This is a genomic window from Arthrobacter sp. Dra40 (genome assembly GCF_059091905.1).
Genome location: NZ_JBNHHB010000012.1, coordinates 61,701 through 76,092 on the forward strand (window position 1 = coordinate 61,701; position 14,392 = coordinate 76,092).

At 67.2% G+C, this 14,392-nt stretch carries 14 protein-coding genes; 5 read left to right on the forward strand and 9 right to left on the reverse strand.

The features are described from left to right. Nucleotides 1-6: 6 nt before the first annotated feature. Nucleotides 7-996: a 2-hydroxyacid dehydrogenase gene (locus AC5RWT_RS08510; protein ID WP_494079905.1), complete on the forward strand. Its 990-nt coding sequence runs from the start codon at nt 7-9 to the stop codon at nt 994-996. Nucleotides 997-1,048: 52 nt separating this feature from the next. On the opposite strand, the gene AC5RWT_RS08515 is transcribed toward AC5RWT_RS08510, so the two are convergent. From AC5RWT_RS08515 to AC5RWT_RS08540, 6 genes are read right to left on the reverse strand one after another with little or no spacing between them, the layout of a single operon-like run. Then, nucleotides 1,049-1,771: a sulfite exporter TauE/SafE family protein gene (locus AC5RWT_RS08515; RefSeq protein ID WP_494079906.1), complete on the reverse strand. Its 723-nt coding sequence runs from the start codon at nt 1,769-1,771 to the stop codon at nt 1,049-1,051. Continuing rightward, complete coding sequence (locus AC5RWT_RS08520) at nt 1,768-2,868, reverse strand: ABC transporter ATP-binding protein (protein WP_494079907.1); 1,101 nt, start codon at nt 2,866-2,868, stop codon at nt 1,768-1,770. Before AC5RWT_RS08520 ends, AC5RWT_RS08515 begins: the two co-directional genes overlap by 4 nt. Beyond that, nucleotides 2,865-3,905 (reverse strand): ABC transporter ATP-binding protein, encoded by a 1,041-nt coding sequence (locus AC5RWT_RS08525; protein WP_494079908.1) that lies wholly within the window; start codon nt 3,903-3,905, stop codon nt 2,865-2,867. The genes AC5RWT_RS08520 and AC5RWT_RS08525 overlap by 4 nt, the downstream gene beginning before the upstream one ends. Nucleotides 3,906-3,907: 2 nt before the next feature. Beyond that, on the reverse strand, nt 3,908-4,900 hold the full coding sequence (locus AC5RWT_RS08530; RefSeq protein WP_494079909.1) for an ABC transporter permease: 993 nt from the start codon (nt 4,898-4,900) through the stop codon (nt 3,908-3,910). A gap of 9 nt (nt 4,901-4,909) precedes the next feature. Continuing rightward, nucleotides 4,910-5,926, reverse strand: a complete 1,017-nt coding sequence (locus AC5RWT_RS08535; RefSeq protein WP_494079910.1) for an ABC transporter permease — start codon at nt 5,924-5,926, stop codon at nt 4,910-4,912. Nucleotides 5,927-5,965: 39 nt separating this feature from the next. Next, the gene (locus tag AC5RWT_RS08540) at nt 5,966-7,567 is read right to left on the reverse strand and encodes an ABC transporter substrate-binding protein (protein ID WP_494079911.1); all 1,602 of its coding nucleotides are present in this window, start codon (nt 7,565-7,567) and stop codon (nt 5,966-5,968) included. A gap of 270 nt (nt 7,568-7,837) precedes the next feature. Between AC5RWT_RS08540 and AC5RWT_RS08545 the strand changes: the two genes are divergently transcribed. From AC5RWT_RS08545 to AC5RWT_RS08560, 4 genes are all read left to right on the forward strand, one after another. After that, nucleotides 7,838-8,824 carry a 2-hydroxyacid dehydrogenase gene (locus AC5RWT_RS08545; RefSeq protein ID WP_494079912.1) on the forward strand — a complete coding sequence of 329 codons (987 nt, stop codon included), beginning with the start codon at nt 7,838-7,840 and terminating at the stop codon, nt 8,822-8,824. A gap of 98 nt (nt 8,825-8,922) precedes the next feature. After that, nucleotides 8,923-9,720, forward strand: coding sequence for an IclR family transcriptional regulator (locus AC5RWT_RS08550; protein ID WP_494079913.1), 798 nt, complete (start codon nt 8,923-8,925; stop codon nt 9,718-9,720). A gap of 96 nt (nt 9,721-9,816) precedes the next feature. Further along, entirely contained in the window at nt 9,817-10,950 is a 1,134-nt protein-coding gene (locus AC5RWT_RS08555; protein WP_494079914.1) for an L-talarate/galactarate dehydratase, read from the forward strand. Nucleotides 10,951-11,033: 83 nt separating this feature from the next. After that, the gene (locus tag AC5RWT_RS08560) at nt 11,034-11,729 is read left to right on the forward strand and encodes a FadR/GntR family transcriptional regulator (protein WP_494079915.1); all 696 of its coding nucleotides are present in this window, start codon (nt 11,034-11,036) and stop codon (nt 11,727-11,729) included. Nucleotides 11,730-11,817: 88 nt separating this feature from the next. On the opposite strand, the gene AC5RWT_RS08565 is transcribed toward AC5RWT_RS08560, so the two are convergent. The 3 genes from AC5RWT_RS08565 to AC5RWT_RS08575 all read right to left on the reverse strand — a co-directional run bounded on the left by AC5RWT_RS08565 (nt 11,818) and on the right by AC5RWT_RS08575 (nt 14,374). Then, on the reverse strand, nt 11,818-12,213 hold the full coding sequence (locus AC5RWT_RS08565; protein WP_494079916.1) for a universal stress protein: 396 nt from the start codon (nt 12,211-12,213) through the stop codon (nt 11,818-11,820). Further along, nucleotides 12,210-13,736: a tripartite tricarboxylate transporter permease gene (locus AC5RWT_RS08570; RefSeq protein WP_494079917.1), complete on the reverse strand. Its 1,527-nt coding sequence runs from the start codon at nt 13,734-13,736 to the stop codon at nt 12,210-12,212. The genes AC5RWT_RS08565 and AC5RWT_RS08570 overlap by 4 nt, the downstream gene beginning before the upstream one ends. A gap of 86 nt (nt 13,737-13,822) precedes the next feature. Beyond that, the gene (locus AC5RWT_RS08575) at nt 13,823-14,374 is read right to left on the reverse strand and encodes a tripartite tricarboxylate transporter TctB family protein (RefSeq protein WP_494079918.1); all 552 of its coding nucleotides are present in this window, start codon (nt 14,372-14,374) and stop codon (nt 13,823-13,825) included. Nucleotides 14,375-14,392: the final 18 nt, after the last annotated feature.

The window sequence follows — 14,392 nt, forward strand, 5'->3', positions numbered from 1 at the left end:
GTCCCGGTGCCCGCGGATTCGGCTGTGCTGGACGTGGTGGTCACGGATCCGATCATTTCCCGCTTCGCCGAACGCCTCCAGGCCGGCGCACCCCGGCACCGGTGGCGCTTCCTGGCCAACGCGCCGCCCGAGGTGAGGTCCCGTGCCCTGGCGGGCGCCGACGTCGTGGTGTGCGCGCGGATGGACGCGAAGGAGGCCGCCGCCTGTAAGGCCCGCCTCGTGCAGGTGACCGGCGCCGGTCTGGACCGGGTGGCGGTGGCCGCGCTGCGGCCCGCCGTGGCAGTTGCCAACACCTTTCATCATGAGAGGCCCATCGCCGAACATGTGCTGATGTCCATCCTGGCCCTGACCCGCCGGCTTCCCGCCGTCAGCGGCGAACTGCGCGCTGGCGTGTGGCGGACCATTGCTACCGACGACGCCGTCCCGCTGCACCGCACGCTGGACAGCATGACTTTGGGGGTTGTGGGCTTTGGCGGCATCGGCCGCGAAACCGCGCGGCTGGCAGCCGCACTCGGCATGGATGTGGTGGCTGTGCGGAACCGGCCGGATGCCCCTCTGTCAAAGGGTGCCCTGCCGCGCTGGGTGGGCGGCGCCGGCGACCTTCCCCGATTGCTGGCAGAGTCCGACGTCGTGGTGGTCACCGTTCCTCTCAACGACGCCACCGAGGGCCTGATCGGTCCCGCCGAATTCGCCGCCATGCGGCAGGATGCCGTGCTGGTCAACGTGGCGCGCGGTCCGGTGGTGGATCAGGCAGCCCTTTATCGGGCGCTGGTGGACAAGCAGATCGGCGGCGCGGCGATCGACGTCTGGTGGGGTGCGCCGGAAGCCGGCCGCACGCCGCCGGCTGACTTTCCCTTCAGCGAACTGCCGAATGTGGTGCTGACGCCGCATTACTCCGGCCATGCACGCTCTACGTTCGAACTGCGGGCCGACGACATCGCGGGGAACGTCAACCGGGTCGCTGCGGGACAGCCCGTGCGGAACCAGGTGCGCTGACCAGATGCGCTGACAGCGGGCCGGGTGCCTGCACTGGCCGCCGGCCCGCTGCTTAGCCGCCGGAGACCAGCCGGATGATCAGTAGGACTGCCCCGCCGGCTGAGGCGATCAGGGCAACCAAGCGCAGTCGCCGCGCATCCAAAAATCGGTTGAGCCAGCGCGACAACACGAATCCGACCAGCACCACCGGGGCCAGCCAGAGGAATGCCGCCACTGTCCCGCTGGTGACGGCTCCGGCTGCCGCCAGCAGGCTCACCGAAACCACGGAACCGACCAGGAAAAACGCGCTCATGGTGCCGCGCAGCCGTGCGGGCGGCTGGCCTTGCCAGACGATGGCCATCGGAGCGCCGCCGATCGCCGTCGCCGTACCCATCACTCCGGAGAGAGAACCGGCAGCCACCAGATTTGTCCGGTTCGGTACCGGCCGCCAGCCCAGGAACGCCGAGCCGACCCCGGCCAGGACACAGGCGGCCACCAGCCAGGAGAGCGCCGCCGTCGACATCGCCACAGCCAGCCACGCGCCCAGGACACTGCCCGGGATCCGTCCAGCCAGCGCCCAGCCGGCGCCCTTGAGGTCCAGATGGGCACGTTCGCGGACGGTCACCAGCAGGGTGACCAGGCAGGCCAGCATCACCACCAGCGCCGGCAGCAGTTCCGGCGCCACCAGGGCGATTACCGGGGCAGCCACCAGTCCGGCACCGAACCCGATGGATCCTTGCAGGGCGGTGGCGGCACAGACCGCCACCGCCAGAATCAGATAGTCGGCGGGGTTCACTCCCCAACCGTGGCCGGCTGGAGGCCGGCTTCGGCGGCACCGGTCAGCGGGAAGTGGCATTCGGCAGCGTGGACCGGTGCTGCCGCCCCGCGCAACTGCGGGACGCCAAGCTGCACCCGGCCGCCGGCGTGATCTGTCGTCTGGGCGGGCGGTGCCTGCCGCGCACAGATGTCCTGCGCTTTCCAGCAGCGGGTGCGGAAACGGCAGCCCGACGGCGGGTCCAGCGGCGAGGGCAGTTCGCCCCGCAGCACGATCCGTTCGGCGGGGCGCTCGGCCGGGTCGAGTTTCGGCGATGCCGACATGAGCGCTGCAGTGTAGGGGTGCAGCGGGCGTTCGAAGACGTCTTCGGTGGTGCCGGTTTCGATGATCCGGCCCAGATACATTACGGCTACCCGGTCGGTGACGTGGCGGACCACTGACAAATCGTGCGAGATGAAAATGTAGCTCACGCCCAGTTTCTCCTGCAGTTCGTTGAGCAGGTTGAGCACTTGGGCCTGCACGGAGAGGTCCAGGGCGGAGACCGGCTCGTCCAGGATGATCAGTTCCGGGTTCAGCGCCAAGGCCCGGGCAATGCCGATGCGCTGGCGCTGCCCACCGGAGAATTCCTGCGGCGATTTCTTTGCGTCCGAGGCGCGCAGTCCCACTAGTTCCAGCAGTTCGTGCAGCCGGGCTTCGCGTTCGCGTCCGGTGCGGAAGAGTCCGCGGTGGGTGGCCCAGGGTTCGGCGATGATTTCGCCGGCGGTCATCCGGGCGTTCAGCGATGCGAACGGGTCCTGAAAGACCATCTGTACGCGGCGGCGCCAGGCCATCAGTTCCTTACCGCGCAGGCTGAAGGGATCCTTGCCTTCGAAGGTCACGCTGCCGGAGTCTGGCTTTTCCAACAGCATTAGGGTGCGGGCCAGGGTGGATTTTCCGCAGCCAGACTCGCCCACCAGGCCCAAGGTTTCCCCGCGGCCTACAGAGAGGTTAATGCCGTCCAGGGCGCGCAGCTGGTTGCTGCCGGAGCCGCTGCGAGCCACGTGAAAGGTCTTGGTGAGGTCGCGGACCTCGAGGGCCGCGACCCCGGCTTCCTGCACACGGTCGAGCTGTGCCGTCATGGCTGGGTCTCCTGAAGGGACGTCTCGGGATCGAGAAGGTCGGAAAAGTGGCAGGCTGCGTAGCGACCGGGTACGGTCTCGCGCAGGGCCGGCCGCTCGGCGCGGCAGAGTTCCTGCGCCAGCGGGCAGCGGTCTTGGTAAACGCAGCCGGAGGGGATGTTTTTCAGTTCGGGCGGGCTGCCTGGGATCGATGCCAACGTCGCCCCGCGTTCGGCCTGTGCCGGGACGGACTCCAGCAGGCCCTTGGTGTAGGGGTGGCGGGGGTTGGCGAACACCTCGGCCACGGGCCCGGACTCGGCCACCGTGCCGGCATACATCACGCAGACCGTGTCGGCTTCTTCTGCAACGACTGCGAGGTCGTGCGTGATCAGCACGACGGCCATGTCTTCCTCTTCGCGCAGCCGGCGCAGCAGGTCCATGATCTGGGCCTGGACGGTCACGTCCAGAGCGGTGGTCGGTTCGTCCGCGATCAGCAGGCGCGGGCCCAGGGCCACCGCCATGGCGATCAGGATGCGCTGCCGCATGCCGCCGGAGAACTGATGCGGGAAGGCATCCACCCGGGACTCCGGATGGGGGATGCCCACCCGGTCCATCAGCGCGATGGCTTCCTTGCGGGCATCCGCGGCAGAGAGGCCTCGGTGGATCCGGAACGCCTCGCCGATCTGCACACCCACCGGATAGACCGGGTTCAGCGCGGTCAAGGCGTCTTGGAACACGATGCCGAGTTCGGCACCGGCGATCTTGCGCCGCTGCTTGGCGCCCATGCCGGCCAGTTCTTTGCCTTCGAGCTCCATCGAGCCGCCGGCCACGTGGGCCACCGGATCCAGCAGCCCGGCAATGGCCTTGGCCGTCATCGACTTGCCGCAGCCGGATTCGCCCAGCAGGGCCAGGGTCTGGCCTGCCCGCGCCTCGAAACCGGCCTGGCTGACGGCGCGCACCGTGCCCAGCGGAGTGCGGATGTCGACGTTGAGTCCGTCGACCCGCAAGACCACGGGATGTTCGCCGCCGGAACGACTTTTGTCAGTGGTTGCCGTCACGGTCACTTGGACTCCTTGGCAGAAATACGGGTAATGAACTTCTTGCGGCCCGGCAGCGTCAGGCGCCAGCGCTGGCTCGGATCGGTGGCGATGCGCAGCCAGGCGGCCAGCATGTTCGCGGCGATTGCGGTAATCACAATGGCAACGCCCGGGAAGATGGACAGCCACCAGGCGGTCTGCAGGTACTGCCGCCCCTGGGCCACCAACAGGCCCCAACTGATGTCCGGCGGCTGGATGCCGATGCCCAGGAAGGACAGCGAGGACTCGGCCAGCATCACGTAGCAGAACTCCAGCGTGGCCAGCGTCAGCAGGGTCGGCGCGACCACCGGAATCACGTGCCGCCGGATGATGGCGTTCGGCGTGGAACCGAAGGTGCGTGCGGCGTCGACGAAGGTGCGGCTTTGCAGCTCGGCGGACTCGGCCCGCGCGGTTCTGAGGTAGATCGGGATGCGGGTCAGCGCCAGGATCAGCACGATGTTGGCGACCGAGGGGCTGAAGACATACAGCACGACGACGGCCAGCAGCAGCGATGGGAAGCTCATGATGACATCGGCCACCCGCATGGAAACGTTTTCCCGCCAGCCGCGGTGATAGCCGGCCCACACACCCCAGAGTGAACCGATCAGCAGCGCGGCCGTCACCGCCGGAATGGCTACCAGCAAGGTGGTCCTGGTTGCCACCACCAGGCGGGCCAGCACGGAGCGGCCCAGTGAATCGGAGCCCAGGAAATACTCCCAGCCATTGGCCGGGTCGAACGGCGGCTTGTTAGCGAACATCAGGTTCTGTTTCGTGGCCAGTTCGCCCATCAGCACGGGGCCGAACACCGCGGTAGCGAACACAATCAGCAGGATCACCGCTCCCGTGCTGGCGAACTTGTCGCGGAGCAGCATGCGCAGCATGCTGGGATTGTTGGATTTGGCGGCCGTCTTGCCTTTGGCCTGCTGCCGCAGGTCTCCGTCGCCGGGCGCGGCTTCTGTGCGCGAGGTTTCGCTCATGGTGTCCTCCTAGACCTGGACCGGAGCGGCAGGGGTGGTTTCAGCAGTTTCGGCTTCCGCGGGAGCAGCGGGCCGGGCCGGAGCCTTCGTCCGCCGGCGGGAACCGGCGCCGGCCGGGCGGACCCGGGGATCCAGCAGGGCGTAGGCCAGGTCGATCAGGATGTTCAGTACGAAGATCGCGATGGCGGTCAGCAGGACGGCGGCCTGCAGGACGGCGAAGTCCCGCTGCAGAATCGAATCGATCATCAGCTTGCCGATGCCGGGCCAGCCGAAGATGGTCTCCACCACCACGGCACCGTTGATCAGGCCGACGGTCAGGTCACCGGCCACCGTCAGCGCCGGTGCCGCCGCGTTGCGGAGCGCATGCCGGGTGACCACGCGTGTCTGCGAGGCGCCTTTGCTGCGGGCCAGCTTGATATACGGCTCAGACAAGGCCGAGACCATGGCGCCGCGCACCACCTGGACCAGAGCACCGAACGGGCGCATCAACAAGGTGGCAATCGGCAGCACCCAGGCTTCGGCGCCGCCGACGCCTGAGGTCGGGACCCAGCCCAGCGTGATCGCGAAGACCCAGATGCCGACAATGGCCAGCCAGAAATCGGGAATGGAAGCCGCCGCCATCGAAACGAAGCTGGCAATCCGGTCGGCGAGGCCGTTGGGCTTCAAGGCCGCCCAACTGCCCACCAGCACGGCCAGGATGACGGCTATCACCATGGTGGTTGCCGCCAGTTGAAGGGTGGCCGGGAAAGCCCGCAGCGCCATGGCTGCCGCGGACTCTCCCGTCCTGAGGGAAGTGCCGAAGTCCAGTTGCAGGACTCCGCCGAAGTAGTCCGCCATCTGCACCAGCAACGGCTGGTCCAGTCCGTTCCGGGTGGCAAAATCCGCGCGCATCTGCTCGGTGGCATTCAGCGGCAGGTACAGACTGGCCGGATTGCCGGTCAGCCTCGCCAAGGCGAAGACTCCGATGACCACGACCACCAGCGGCAAGGCACTGGAAATGATCCGTTTCCGTAGATAGGTCAGCACAGCTTCCCTCTCCTTCTCAAACTCCGGTAGCCGCGGGGACTACTGGGCGGGGGTGATCTCGGCCAAGCGCAGCTCGTCACCACTGGACGAGTTCGGCTCGTAGTTCACCGTCGCGGCCTTGCCGATCATGCCGGTCTGGTGCGAGACGTGGGCGAACTGCACGACGTCCTCGTTCTGGGCCGTGAAAACCTTTTCGAACGCTGCCTGGCGGTCAGCGCCGGTGGCGGCGTTGGCCTCTTCGATCAGCTTGTTCAGCTCGGGGGTGCCGAAGGCGCTCTGCGCGCCCTCTGTCATCATGTACTGCTCCACGCTGAAGGCAGCGTCACCGGCCTGGTTGCCATGCTGGACCATGTGCAGGATGGCTCCCTCGTCCTCGACGAAGGGGCGGACCTGGTACTGCAGGTGCTGGCTGGTCTCCATCATCTTCAGCTTGACGTTCAGGCCGGATTGCGTGAGCTGTTCCTGGATGACCTGGGCCAGTTCCTCGATCTTCGGGAACTGGGCGGTACGGACAATCAGGCTGATCTGGGCACTGGTGTCAACGCCGTCGGCCTTGGCCTCGGATACGAGGGACTTGGCCTTCTCCGGATCGTACGGCCAGCCCTTGAGGGCCGCGTTGTGGCCAACGACTCCTTCCGGCACCAGCTGTGCTGCCACCTTGTCGCGGCCGCCGTAGAGGCTGGAAACGATGCCTTCCTTATCGATGGCGAAGTTGACGGCCTGGCGGACGCGGATGTCGGTGAACGGCGCCTTGTCGTTGTGCATGCGCAGCGCGACGGTCTCGTTGTTCGGGTACGGCACACCCAGATCGCCGATGTTGTCCTCGGGGCTCAGTCCCATCGCGATGTCGGCCTCGCCGGAGGTAACCATGGCGGCGCGGACGCTGCCTTCGGAACGCCACTGGTACTCGGCGGATGCGTAGGCCGGCTTCTCGCCCCAGTAACCGTCATAGGCGGAGACGGTGATCTTCTGGCCGGCCTTCCACTCGTCCAGCTGGTAGGGGCCGGTGCCGATCGGTTCGCGGACCTTTTCGGTGTCCGACGTCTCGCTCGGGACAACTTCCAGGAAGGACAGACGCAGCGGCAGGATCGGGTCTGCTGCAGCAGCGGTCACCTTCAGCGTGGTCTCATCGACCACCTCGACGCCGAGGTCGTCGTCGCCGAAGACGTAGCCCTCAACATTGCAGCCCAGCTTGGAGTTGACCGCGCGCTCGATGGTGTGGGCGGCGTCCTCAGCGGTGAAGTCGCTGCCGTCGTGGAAGGTCACGCCCTCGCGGAGCTTGAACGTCCACACGGTGTCATCTCCCGAGCTCCACTCGGTGGCGAGCTTGGGCTCGAGTTCACCGGTGGACGGGTTGCGTTCAACGAGAGGTTCGGTGATGGTGGACCGGTCGACGACACCGGTGCTCGTCAGGTTCGATTCACAGGGTTCCAGCGTGGGCGGTTCCTGCTGGAGCACCACGCGGAGGGTTTCCGAAGCCGCGCCGGTGGCTCCGCCGGCTGCGTTCTCCGAGTTGGCCACCGAGCAGCCGCTGAGCACCATGGTGCCGCCGACTGCAACGGTGGCGACGGCCAGACTCAAGCGGCGCCGCTTCGTCATACCAGCCGTCCCCGACGACCCGGTAGTGGGTTCAAACGTCATTGCTTCCTCCGAAGGAGCGAGAGTGATAGGCCGCGGGCTTGTCTACATATGAAGCCGACGGTTGGATTGGTAAGCAACAGCTTTGTGAGCGCGATCACCGCACGTCAAGAGCCCGACTTTTGCGTCGCGCCCGGAACTGCGGCGGAAGGCCGCCCGGGATCGCCGAATTCCGCGCCGCTGCGCGGAAAAACGCGATCCATGCCCCAGGGGTATTGATCAATGCAATCTGCGTGTTGGACGCGAATCACCGAGTTTCTTACTGTTCTTGACATGAGTACCCACGCAGCGGCGCAGGCCGAGAACCACACCGCCATCAGCGGCGAGCAGATCCTCCAGGTCGGACCGGTGAATCCCACCGTGGCCGCTGCGCTGGCCGACGAGTTCGGAGCCGTGCGGCTCCCGGATGGCCCCGAGCGCACAGAATTTCTGCAGCGGCACGCCGCCGGCATCCGTGTAGCGGTCTGCTCCGGTCGGTTCGGCGTGGACACTGAACTGATGCGCCAACTCCCCAACCTCGAGGCGATCGTGAACTTCGGCGTGGGCTACGATGCGACCGACGTCGCGCAGGCGAACGAACGCAGCATTCCGATCAGCAACACGCCTGACGTACTCACCGACTGCGTGGCCGACACTGCCCTGGCCCTCTACCTGGATGTACTGCGCCAGACCAGCGCAGCCGACCGATTCGTCCGCCGCGGCGGGTGGGAGTCGGCCCCGTCCTACCCCCTGACCACCCGCGCTTCCGGCAAAAAGGTCGGCATCCTGGGCCTCGGCCGGATCGGCAAGGCCATCGCCAAGCGGCTGGAGGCCTTCGGCTGCGACATCCACTACCACAACCGCCGTCCAGCCGAAGGCTCCGGCTACACCTACCAGGCCTCGCCGGCCGAACTGGCCGAAGCCGTGGATGTCTTGGTCATCGCCGCGGCCGGAGGCCCCGAGACGGCCAACCTGGTGGACGCCGATGTGCTGGCCAACCTCGGCCCGGAGGGCTACCTGGTCAACATCGCCCGCGGCACCGTGGTGGACGAAGCAGCCCTGGTCTCCGCCTTGACGGAGGGCCGGCTGGCCGGTGCCGGGCTGGATGTCTTCGCGTCCGAGCCCCATGTCCCCACCGAACTTATGGAACTGGAGAACGTTGTGCTGCTCCCCCACGTCGGCAGCGGAACCCGCGAGACCCGCGCCGACATGGCGGCGCTGACTTTGGAGAACCTGCGCAGCTACCTGCGCGATGCTTCGCTGGTCACCCCGGTGGGTTAAGCCCGGCAGCGCCCGGAACGCCGTTCGAGCTCCGGGCGCTGCCGCCACCGGCTGCCGCCGCCCCCTAGGATTGGCTCAGACAGTGGGAAAGGGGCGCCATGGCGGATCCAGCCGACCATCCATCCGGAGTGCGCGAAGTGAAATCCGCGGCCCGCACCATCGACATCCTCGAAGTGCTCGCGGCCCGCAGCAATGCACCCGTCACCATCCGGGAGCTCTGCTCTGCCCTGGATGCCCCGCGGAGCAGCGTCTACGCGCTGCTCCGGACCCTGATCGACGCCGGATGGGTCCGTACCGATCCGTCCCGGACCACCTACAGCATCGGCATCCGCGCGCTGCTGGCCGGGACCACCTATTTGGATGCGGATCCCCTGCTCAAAGTCATTCGGCCCCAACTCGGTCTGCTCGGCAAAAAGGTGGGCGGAACCGTGAACTTCGGCCGGCTGGACGGCGGCCACATCGTCTATCTGGCCACCTGGGAGGCGCCCGGCCAGGAGCGCACGGCCGCGCGCGTGGGCCGCAGGCTGCCCGCCCATGCCACCGCCCTGGGCCAGGCGGCACTCGCGTCGCTGGACCCCGCTACGCTGCGGTCCCAACTGCCGGCCGAACTCACTTCCCTGACCGGCAAGACCATCACCTCGCGGGCCGCACTGGTCCGCGAACTGGCCGCCGTCCGCCGCCGCGGCTACGCCGTGGAACGCGAACAGAACACCGTGGGCATCGCCTGCGTGGCGGTCGCCGTCGACTGCGGGCCGGACGGCGTCGATGCGCTCTCCGTATCGCTTCCGCTGTCCAAGCTGCGAACGGCGCGCGAACGCGACATCGCGGCAGCCCTCCGGGAGACCGCTGCGGTCACCGAGGAGATCGTCGGCGGGCTGGCCGGTCTGCTGGGCTGAAGGAACGGCGTACGGCCGCCTTCCGCAACCAAGCTTGTAGAACAAGTTGGCAACTTGTACGATGAGTCCATCTGCACATCCCGCGTAAGGACCGTCATGCCCTACACACCCGATGCCATCCGGCACGTCAAGCTTTCTACCGCCACGCTGCCTCTGGCCACGCCGATTTCCGACGCCAAGGTCTTCACCGGGCGGCAGAAGCCAATGACCGAAGTGGTCTTCCTGTTTGCCGAGATCGCCACCGAGCAGGGCCACCAGGGGCTGGGCTTTAGCTACTCCAAGCGCGCCGGCGGACCCGCCCAGTACGCCCACGCCAAGGAAGTCGCCGACGCCATGATCGGCGAGGACCCCAACGACATCGCCAAGCTGTACAACAAGCTGCTCTGGGCCGGCGCCTCGGTGGGCCGCGCCGGCGTGGCCACCCAGGCCTTGGCCGCTTTGGACATTGCGCTGTACGACCTCAAAGCCAAGCGAGCCGGGCTGCCGCTGGCCAAGTTCCTGGGCGCCCACCGAGACTCGGTCCGCACCTATAACACCTCCGGTGGCTTCTTGAATGCCTCCATCGACGAGGTCAGGGACCGCGCCAGCCGCTCCATCGAGGAGGGCATCGGCGGCATCAAGATCAAGGTCGGCCTGCCCGACACCGCGGAGGACCTGCGCCGCGTTGCCGCCGTCCGCGAGCACATTGGCGACGACGTGCCCCTGATGGTGGACGCTAACCAGCAATGGGATCGCGCAACGGCGCTGCGGATGGGACGCCGGCTGGAGCAGTTCGACCTGGTCTGGATCGAGGAGCCGCTGGACGCCTACGACGCCGAAGGCCACGCAGCCCTGGCCGCAGCCCTGGACACGCCGATCGCGACCGGCGAAATGCTGGCCTCGGTGGCCGAGCACGAACGGCTGATCGCCGCCCGCGCCTGCGACATCATCCAGCCCGATGCGCCGCGCGTCGGCGGCATCACCCAGTTCCTCCGGCTGGCCACGCTGGCCGATCAGGCCGGGCTGGATCTTGCCCCGCACTTCGCCATGGAGATCCACCTGCACCTGGCCGCCGCCTACCCGCGCGAGCCGTGGGTGGAGCATTTCGACTGGCTCGATCCGTTGTTCAACGAGCGTCTCGAGACCCGCGAGGGCCGGATGATCGTACCGGACCGCCCCGGCCTCGGCTTCACCTTCAGCGACCAGGCCCGCGCCTGGACCACGGACAGCGTCGAATTCGGCCGCGCCTGATCCGGCCCGGGCTTGGTTCACATGACGACGGCGGTGCCCCGCACCGCCGTCGTTCCCAACCTGTCACGAAGAAAGCACCGAGCATGAAACCGAACTTGACGGCCGCCCTGGTCGATGAGCTGCGCCGGCGCATTGTCGACGGCGAGATCGCCCCGGGCGACAAGCTCCCCAGCGAGAACACGCTGATCGCCGAGCACGGCGTGAGCCGCACGGTGGTGCGCGAGGCCATCACCCGGCTGCAGGCCGAGGGGCTGGTGCATACCCGGCGCGGCAGCGGCAGCTATGCGCTGACCCCGCCGGTTGAACCAGACGGGTCGCGGATCACCCGGCCGGTGCGCACGCTGCAAGACCGGCGCGACCTGGTGGAATTCCGTACCGGGGTGGAAAGCGAAGCCGCAGCCCTGGCCGCCGTCCGTAGGACGGAGCAGCAGGTGGCCTCCCTGCGTGCCGCAATCGAGGACTTCTCCCGCTCCGGCGCCAACCCGGCCGCGGCTTTGGCCCACGACTTCGAGTTCCACCGCACCGTGGCCGAGGCCAGCGGCAACCCCTTCCTGCAGGATGCGATAGCGGCCCTCGGCCCGGCCATGATTGCGATGCCCCGCTACCGGCTGGAGGCCAGCGTGGCCGAGGGAGAAACCACACGCCTTGCCGAGGTGGCCGCCGAGCATGCAGCGGTGCTGGCCGCCGTCGAGGCCGGCGATGCCATGGCCGCCGCCGCCGCCATGCGCACGCATCTGGTCAACTCGCGGCACCGGCTGGGGCGCGAATCCGGCCCCTGACCCGCCCACCCCGCGGTGGACAGCAAAGCGGCAGCAGACACTAGCCTGCTGCCGCTTCATGGTTTGCGGGTAGGTATGCCCGAGCTGGCTACTCAGCTGCCTTGACGGCCAGCACCGGTCGGTCGGCCTGCAAGAGGATGCGCTGGGCATGCGACCCCATGATGAACTTGCCCACCTGGCTGCGCTGGCGAAGGCCGATAACAATCATCGAGACCTCGCGTTCGCGGGCCAGTTCGAGGATCTCCTCGGCCAAATCATCACGGTGCGTCGGACGCAAGACCTCGGCGGTCACGCCGGCCGCATCGGCCGCCGACTTCAGCCGCAGGATGTCGCTCTCTGAGGCGACGGTCTTGTCAACCAAAGCCCCCTCCCGGGTGGAGTTGACGATCAGCAGCTCTTCACTGCGGAGCTTTGCTTCCGCGATCCCGGCGGCCACGGCCGCCTCGCCCACGGGGGTGGGTACATAACCGACCAGGATGCTCATGCGTTCTCCTTAGATTTGATGAGGGAGGCTGTCTGTGAATTCTTCCGCCGATCCATGACGGACTTGACCATCGGCCACACGGCAACCACCACGAAGACCACCAGCAGCGTGGCGGAGATCGGGCGGCCCATGAATCCGGCGACGTCTCCATCGAGCACCAACAGCGAGCGCCGCAGGCTCGACTCCAACAGCGCGCCCAGCACGAAGGCCAGCACCAGCGGTCCCGGCTCGAAGCCAAATTTCTTCATCAGGTAGCCGACGGCGCCGAAGAGGACCACCAGCAGCACATCGAACATCGAGTTGCGGATGGTGTACGCGCCCAGCAAGGTAATCAGCGCGGTGATCGGCGCCAGAATGGCTGCGCGCACCCGCAGGATACGGACGAACAGGCCGACCAGCGGGATGGACATGATCAGCAGCAGGATGTTGCCGATGTACATCGAGTTGACCACGCCCCAGAACAGATCCGGGTTGTCGACCATCAGCTGCGGCCCCGGGGTCACGCCCTGGATGAGCAGTGCGCCGAAGATGATGGCCATGGTCGCGTTGGCGGGTATGCCCAAGGTCAGCAGGGGAATGAAGGAACTGGTGGCCGCGGCGTTGTTGGCCGTCTCGGGACCGGCGACGCCTTCGACCGCGCCCCTGCCGAAGCGCTCCGGATTCTTGGCGCGCTTCTTCTCCACCGCGTAGGCAGCGAGCGAGGAGATGGTGGCGCCGCCGCCGGGCAGGATGCCCAGGAAGAAGCCCAGTACCGACCCGCGCCCGATGGCCCCGGCCGACTGCTTGAGGTCCTTCTTGGACGGCCACACGTTGGCCACGGTTGCCGGTGCCTGGGCCGCACGGTGGCGTTCTTCCAGGTTGTAGAGGATCTCTCCGACACCGAACAGGCCCATCGCCACCGGGACGAAGTCAATGCCGTCGGCCAGGCTCAGGTTGCCGAAGGTGAAGCGTTCGGCACCCGTAAAGATGTCGCGTCCGACGGTGGCAAGCAGCAGGCCGAACGCGGCCGCAATCAAAGCCTTGATCTTGGCGCCGTTGCTGATGGTGGCCACCAGCAGGATGCCGACCAGCGCCAGCGCTGCATACTCCGGGGGCCCGAAGTCCAGGGCGAAGCTGGCCACCAGCGGAGCCAAAAACGTGAGCCCGATGATGGCGACTGTGCCGCCGATGAACGAACCAATGGCTGCAATCCCCAGGGCTGTTCCGGCTTTACCCTGTCGGGCGAGCTGATAGCCGTCAAAGACCGTAACCACGGAACTTGCCTCGCCCGGCAGCCGCAGCAGCACCGAGGTGATGGTGCCGCCATATTGCGCCCCGTAGAAAATGCCGGCCAGCATGATGATGGCCGTGACGGGCTCGATCCCGTAGGTCAATGGCAGCAGGATGGCGATGGTCGCTGCCGGACCGAGGCCCGGCAGCACGCCGATGAGCATGCCGATGACGACGCCCAGCAGGCAGTACAGCAGGTTGGAGGGCATGAGGACGACGCCGAAGCCGTCAATGACCGGTTGCAGGAAATCCATGCGAAGACCTTTGGATCAGGGGGCAAGGGTGGGGCGCGGGGTCCCATCGCGGCGGCGAAGCCGACACCGTGGGAGCGCACCGCCCGCTAGAACAGGTGGGGAATCGAGGTTCCCAAGGCCAGGATGAAGATGCCGTAGAAGGCAGCGACAACCAGCAGGGAGTAGAGGATGGCTCCGCGCCAGGTTTCCCCGCCGAGGAACTTCATCCAGATCAAGCAGAGGAGCAGTGCGGGGACCTCGAAGCCGATCAGCGGCATGAGCCACACCATGGCCAGCAGGGTCACGAACCCGATGGCCGCCAGCCAGGACAGCTTGGAGAATTTCTCGCCGTCGCGGCCCCCACGTCGCCCAATAATCAGCTGGGCGAGCGCGAGGACAGCGATGATCAGGCTGACCGCGAACGGCCACATTCCGGGCCGGGGCTGGGAGGGAGTTCCCAGCCCCAGACCGATCGACATGACGAGCCCTGCCACGCCCAGCGCGAGCACCACGAGGGATGATGCGAGGTTGGCAATCGGTCCTGCAGGCGGCGGGGCTTCGGCCTGCCATTGGGCTGCCAGTTCCTCCGGTGTCAGATCGTCGTCGAAGACGTTGACGGCCTCGATGCCTTCTGCTGGCGTCTCGCGATGGGGCGTCATGTTTACTCGATTCGCTGT

Bases quoted from the DNA above. Each gene is read 5' to 3' on its own strand.
- AC5RWT_RS08520 (WP_494079907.1), bottom strand. From the start codon at position 2,868: ATGACGGCACAGCTCGACCGTGTGCAGGAAGCCGGGGTCGCGGCCCTC.
- AC5RWT_RS08530 (WP_494079909.1), bottom strand. From the start codon at position 4,900: ATGAGCGAAACCTCGCGCACAGAAGCCGCGCCCGGCGACGGAGACCTG.
- AC5RWT_RS08540 (WP_494079911.1), bottom strand. From the start codon at position 7,567: ATGACGTTTGAACCCACTACCGGGTCGTCGGGGACGGCTGGTATGACG.
- AC5RWT_RS08545 (WP_494079912.1), top strand. From the start codon at position 7,838: ATGAGTACCCACGCAGCGGCGCAGGCCGAGAACCACACCGCCATCAGC.
- AC5RWT_RS08550 (WP_494079913.1), top strand. From the start codon at position 8,923: ATGGCGGATCCAGCCGACCATCCATCCGGAGTGCGCGAAGTGAAATCC.
- AC5RWT_RS08555 (WP_494079914.1), top strand. From the start codon at position 9,817: ATGCCCTACACACCCGATGCCATCCGGCACGTCAAGCTTTCTACCGCC.
- AC5RWT_RS08560 (WP_494079915.1), top strand. From the start codon at position 11,034: ATGAAACCGAACTTGACGGCCGCCCTGGTCGATGAGCTGCGCCGGCGC.
- AC5RWT_RS08565 (WP_494079916.1), bottom strand. From the start codon at position 12,213: ATGAGCATCCTGGTCGGTTATGTACCCACCCCCGTGGGCGAGGCGGCC.
- AC5RWT_RS08570 (WP_494079917.1), bottom strand. From the start codon at position 13,736: ATGGATTTCCTGCAACCGGTCATTGACGGCTTCGGCGTCGTCCTCATG.
- AC5RWT_RS08575 (WP_494079918.1), bottom strand. From the start codon at position 14,374: ATGACGCCCCATCGCGAGACGCCAGCAGAAGGCATCGAGGCCGTCAAC.